This window comes from Candidatus Aegiribacteria sp. (genome assembly GCA_021108005.1).
Lineage (GTDB): Bacteria > Fermentibacterota > Fermentibacteria > Fermentibacterales > JCC-6 > Aegiribacteria.
This window is the reverse complement of the sequence record JAIORS010000045.1, coordinates 1-1801: the sequence shown is the minus strand read 5'-3', so window position 1 is coordinate 1801 and position 1801 is coordinate 1. Positions and strand designations below refer to the sequence as shown.

At 48.5% G+C, this 1801-nt stretch carries 5 protein-coding genes; 1 reads left to right on the top strand and 4 read right to left on the bottom strand.

The genetic code is table 11. From position 1 onward, the window contains the following. Positions 1-355: 355 nt before the first annotated feature. The 4 genes from K8S15_02880 to K8S15_02865 are packed head-to-tail and all read right to left on the bottom strand — an operon-like array spanning position 356 to position 1318. Entirely contained in the window at positions 356-856 is a 501-nt protein-coding gene (locus K8S15_02880; protein MCD4774978.1) for a cyclodeaminase/cyclohydrolase family protein, read from the bottom strand. Positions 857-882: 26 nt separating this feature from the next. Next, positions 883-1095: a hypothetical protein gene (locus K8S15_02875; GenBank protein ID MCD4774977.1), complete on the bottom strand. Its 213-nt coding sequence runs from the start codon at positions 1093-1095 to the stop codon at positions 883-885. Next, the gene (locus K8S15_02870) at positions 1096-1206 is read right to left on the bottom strand and encodes a hypothetical protein (protein MCD4774976.1); all 111 of its coding nucleotides are present in this window, start codon (positions 1204-1206) and stop codon (positions 1096-1098) included. Then, positions 1166-1318 carry a hypothetical protein gene (locus K8S15_02865; GenBank protein ID MCD4774975.1) on the bottom strand — a complete coding sequence of 51 codons (153 nt, stop codon included), beginning with the start codon at positions 1316-1318 and terminating at the stop codon, positions 1166-1168. The genes K8S15_02870 and K8S15_02865 overlap by 41 nt, the downstream gene beginning before the upstream one ends. Positions 1319-1433: 115 nt before the next feature. Between K8S15_02865 and K8S15_02860 the strand changes: the two genes are divergently transcribed. Further along, positions 1434-1784, top strand: coding sequence for a beta-N-acetylglucosaminidase domain-containing protein (locus K8S15_02860; protein MCD4774974.1), 351 nt, complete (start codon positions 1434-1436; stop codon positions 1782-1784). The last annotated feature ends 17 nt before the right edge of the window (positions 1785-1801 follow it).

Genomic DNA, 1801 nt, shown 5'->3' with positions numbered 1-1801 from the left:
TGGTCAAACATGCCTTCCCGCAGATTTTCACTGGAAGCACCGCATTAGGGCATACTTCACCCCCTGAAGCCGGATCGCTGAAAACTTACCCAGCCTCTATCTCAGGTACATCATCCTGCCATGGAACGTAGTCTGCGCAGGGTTCGCATACTATTTCCAGAGGCTCTGGAGGGGGAGGAATGATCTTTCAACGAAGAGGCAGATTCCTCTTCAGTTAGTGCTATCGATAAAATCCCCTGGCGGCATTCTCGGCCCCTCCATGCCTGGCTGCATCCATCCATGCGTTAAATGCGGCTGTATCATCATCAATCGCGTTCAGCAGATTATCCTTGAGTAATTGAGCCTCAGGGGCGATTTACAGCATGAGATCCCAGTCGCCCCTGCATTTTCTGTTTTTTACTGTCAGGTTTGCTACCATCGCGTCCAGTGAAGCCCCCAGGGCTCCCATAAGCGCTGCGGCAGAGCCACCCCCCGGTGCGGGAGAGTCGGTTGATAAAACGTCAGCGAAATCCCTGCAGGTCATTCCCGAAAGGTTCACGTCCTTCTCGGCAACCATATACTCGATGAATTTTTCTTCCGGATTGAAGGGAGCAAGATCCCCGAGACCCATTGACCTGATGGCGATTTCAATCAGTTCCTTCTGCGGGACACCGGTTGTCTTGCCCTGTCTCCCGGTTGATGAAAGCCCCTCGTTCTGTTTCTCAATATAGAACCATCCGGCCTTAAGCATCGCTTCGAGGGGCAGAAGTCCGACCACTTCGGAGCCGGTGACTCTGACACCAAGTTTTTCCGCTTCCTCCTTCACGGTCTCGAAACCCATGTGAAGGGGAGTAACCGAAATATTAGTGAGATTCATTGTAACTTGGGCCGTATCGTACTCCTTTATGTACCAGCCCGTTGCTTTGCAGTATTGGAGTTTGCCGGCCTGCTTGGTTTTTTACCATCTTCATCGCGGATGAATTTCCAATTACTGTCACGAAGAAATCTGCCGTTGTCCCTTATTGTTAGTCCTATGTCGCGGGCAACGCCAGTATCCTTTGTATTTAGGTTCACATTGTAGGCAATAAGGAAATTTCTTGCTCCTATTGTACACACTCAGGTTTTTGCGACGCTTTCATTCCATTCGTCGGGGCCAAAATCAGGTTTCCATTCCGGTTTGCCCAGCTTATCGGGAAGAGCCTCGTACTCTCCCTCCCGGATCGACATCAAGAACCTTGCAGCCGGCTACAGAAGATGTAGCTTTTACAACTTCATCGATCAGTTCCTTATTCTGTCCCTCCGAAATGTTCGGAACAGATTCGACTATTTTTCTGGACATCTAATCCTCCTGATGAGATTGAAGGTATTTATGGGAACGATAATTTCCTGTAGATTCAAGTATCAAAGCTAGGAAAAGGTACCCTTGAAGTTAACGAGTTATGAACGGAGAATTGATGTTATGCGGAGTCGTTGAAGGATTTTACGGCAGGCCTTATAATCCGCGAAAGAGGCGTATTCTATTCGATTATCTTTCGATGCTGGATGAAGCCGGATATGTATACGCACCCAAGAACGATCCCTTCCATAGACTCAGCTGGAGAGAAGATTATCCTGAAGATGAATGGTCACAGCTGTCCGAAACGATTGGTACCGCGGTTAGTACGGGGTTAGAGTTCATATTCGGTATAAGTCCGTGGCAGTTCCGTCGCGGTGATTCAGGTTTTCATGAAAGGTTTAGAAAAAGCGGAAAGAACGGCAGGTACACTGGAAGAACTGTATCCGTACATGTTGCCCAATGCCCATAGAAGAAGAGTGATTCTTA

Coding starts and splice junctions, on each gene's coding strand:
- K8S15_02880 (MCD4774978.1), bottom strand. CDS start 856: ATGAATCTCACTAATATTTCGGTTACTCCCCTTCACATGGGTTTCGAG.
- K8S15_02870 (MCD4774976.1), bottom strand. CDS start 1,206: ATGTCGATCCGGGAGGGAGAGTACGAGGCTCTTCCCGATAAGCTGGGC.
- K8S15_02865 (MCD4774975.1), bottom strand. CDS start 1,318: ATGTCCAGAAAAATAGTCGAATCTGTTCCGAACATTTCGGAGGGACAG.
- K8S15_02860 (MCD4774974.1), top strand. CDS start 1,434: ATGTTATGCGGAGTCGTTGAAGGATTTTACGGCAGGCCTTATAATCCG.